The 2175-nt window shown below is 55.9% G+C and carries 3 protein-coding genes; all 3 read right to left on the bottom strand.

Going from position 1 to position 2175, the window contains the following annotated elements; all coding sequences use genetic code 11:
- Positions 1 to 443, bottom strand: a 443-nt coding sequence (yajC, locus tag lacNas_RS02225) for a preprotein translocase subunit YajC (RefSeq protein ID WP_244661402.1), incomplete at its 3' end; no start/stop codon positions are given.
- Positions 444 to 530: 87 nt separating this feature from the next.
- Positions 531 to 1541 carry a Holliday junction branch migration DNA helicase RuvB gene (gene ruvB, locus lacNas_RS02220; protein ID WP_201330256.1) on the bottom strand — a complete coding sequence of 337 codons (1011 nt, stop codon included), beginning with the start codon at positions 1539 to 1541 and terminating at the stop codon, positions 531 to 533.
- Positions 1542 to 1556: 15 nt separating this feature from the next.
- Positions 1557 to 2150 carry a Holliday junction branch migration protein RuvA gene (gene ruvA / locus lacNas_RS02215; RefSeq protein ID WP_201336313.1) on the bottom strand — a complete coding sequence of 198 codons (594 nt, stop codon included), beginning with the start codon at positions 2148 to 2150 and terminating at the stop codon, positions 1557 to 1559.
- Between the last annotated feature and the right edge of the window lie 25 nt (positions 2151 to 2175).

The raw sequence follows: 2175 nt of genomic DNA, 5'->3' as shown, positions 1-2175 counted from the left end.
TCCTTGCTGTCAGCTTCTTCAGACTTGCTGTCATTTTCGGCTGCTTCAGCTTCAGCTGCTGGCTTTTCAGCACTGTCGGCTGCCGGCTTTTCTTCAGTCTTGTCTTCAGCCTTTTCTTCAGTTTCAGCTGCTTCAGCGGCATCTGCCTGCTTCAAAACAGTTCTGACGGCCAGTCTGGAGAAAGTCAGGTAAATCCCGTCAGCATCCAGAACGATCGTCTTGTCAGCATCATTGATCGAATCAATCTTGCCGCGCAGACCGTCAACCATTTCAACGCTGTCGCCCTTCTTGAGCTGGTTCATCATTTCCTGGCGCTGCTGCTGCTGCTTCTTTTGCGGCTTGATCATCGTAAAGTAGGTAAAACCAAATAAAACAGCCAACATTACCAGCATGAAGATGCTGCTGCCGCCATTGCTTGCTGCGGCTAATACGAAAGTATTCAAATTATCCACCTCTGTAAAACTTTATTGCTTATTTTGGCATCTGCCAAAGGCTTTAACGACCATTATACTGTATGCCGGCCGTTTTGGCTATGCCTCATCCCCTGGCAGGGGCAAATTCAGCTGCTGGTAAGCCTTCTGGGTTACCACCCGGCCCCGCGGGGTCATGACGATAAAGCCGTTTTGCAGCAGATATGGCTCATAGAGCGATTCGATCGTCTCCCGGTCTTCGCCGATGTTGGAAGCCAAGGTTCTGATGCCGACCGGGCCGCCGCCATAGCTCAAAATCATGGTTCTTAAAAGCTTGCGGTCGGTCTGGTCCAGCCCCGCGCTGTCGACTTGCAGCTGCTTGAGAGCCTGGGTGGTCGTCTCCAGGGAGATTTCTTTTTCCCCCTTAACTTCAGCAAAGTCCCGCACCCGCTTGAGCAGGCGGTTGGCCACCCGGGGCGTGCCCCGGGAACGGCGGGCCAGTTCGACCGCGGCTTGCGGGGAGATCTTGGTGTGAAAGACCTCACTGGAACGCAGCACGATTTTTTCCAGGTCGCTGACTTGATAGTACTGCATGTGCTCGACGATCCCGAAACGGTCTCTTAAAGGCGCCGACAGCTGCCCGGCCAGGGTGGTGGCCCCGATTAGGGTAAAAGGCGGCAAAGGCAGGTGAACCGCGTGGGTCGTCTGCCCTTCGCCAACCACGATGTCGATGTAAAAGTCTTCCATGGCCGAGTAAAGTACTTCTTCTACCGGCTTGGCCAGGCGGTGGATTTCATCGATGAACAGCACGTCGCCGGGCTCCAGGTCCGTCAAAAGCGCCACCAAATCCCCCGCCCGCTCAATGGCCGGGCCGCTCGTGCTCTTCAAACTGACGCTCAGCTCATTGGCGATGACAAAGGCCAGGGTCGTTTTACCCAGACCCGGCGGCCCGTAAAGCAGGACGTGGTCCAGGGCTTCGTCACGCTGGCGGGCGGCCTGGATGTAGACTTCCATGTCTTTTTTGACGTGGCCTTGGCCGATGTACTGGCTGAGGCGCTGCGGTCTCAGGGACAGTTCCATCTCCTGCTCGCCTCTGGCCGCCTCCTGGCTGGTCAAATGTTCTTCCGTCATCTTTTCCCTTCTCCCTTATTTCTTCAGCAGCAAGCCCAGGCCCCGCTTGATGTATTCGTCAGCGGACATTTCCGGCAGCTTCTCCAGCTTAGGCTTGATGCGGTCGACTTCTCTTTGGCTGTAGCCCAAGGCTCCCAGGGCCAGCAAGGCGTCTTCCAAGGCCGGCGAAAGGTCGGGCTTGGGCTCGTCTTCGCTGAAGAGGTTTTCAGCCACGTAATTGCCCATTTTGCCCCGCAGGTCCAAAACGATCTGGGAGGCCGTCTTCTTGCCGATCCCCGGGAACCGGGTCAGGTAAGTCACTTCGCCGCTTTCAATCGCGGAAGCCAAGGCCCCGTTGTCCTCAGCCGCCATGATCGCCAGGGCGGACTTGGGACCAATGCCGGAAACCTCATTGAGCTTGTTGAACAGGCCCTTGTCCTGCTGGCTCTTGAAACCGTAAAGGGCAATGCCGTTTTCCCGCACTACCTGTTCGATATAGATCCGGGCCTTGTCCCCCTCATGGTAGGCATATGGAGTCGGCGTCAGGATCCGGTAGCCGATTCCGGCCACCTCGATCACGACATAGGCCGGATTCACTGCAGTAATGATGCCCTCAAAATACTCGTACATCTGCTATCCTTTCTTAAAAAGCTTG

The sequence above is a fragment of the Lactobacillus nasalidis genome, from assembly GCF_016587775.1.
Lineage (GTDB): Bacteria > Bacillota > Bacilli > Lactobacillales > Lactobacillaceae > Lactobacillus > Lactobacillus nasalidis.
Note: the sequence above shows the minus strand (reverse complement) of the source record. Positions and strands in the feature narration are given on the sequence as shown.

Excerpts from the sequence above, each read along its gene's own strand:
- ruvB (WP_201330256.1), bottom strand. The coding sequence starts at position 1,541 with ATGACGGAAGAACATTTGACCAGCCAGGAGGCGGCCAGAGGCGAGCAG.
- ruvA (WP_201336313.1), bottom strand. The coding sequence starts at position 2,150 with ATGTACGAGTATTTTGAGGGCATCATTACTGCAGTGAATCCGGCCTAT.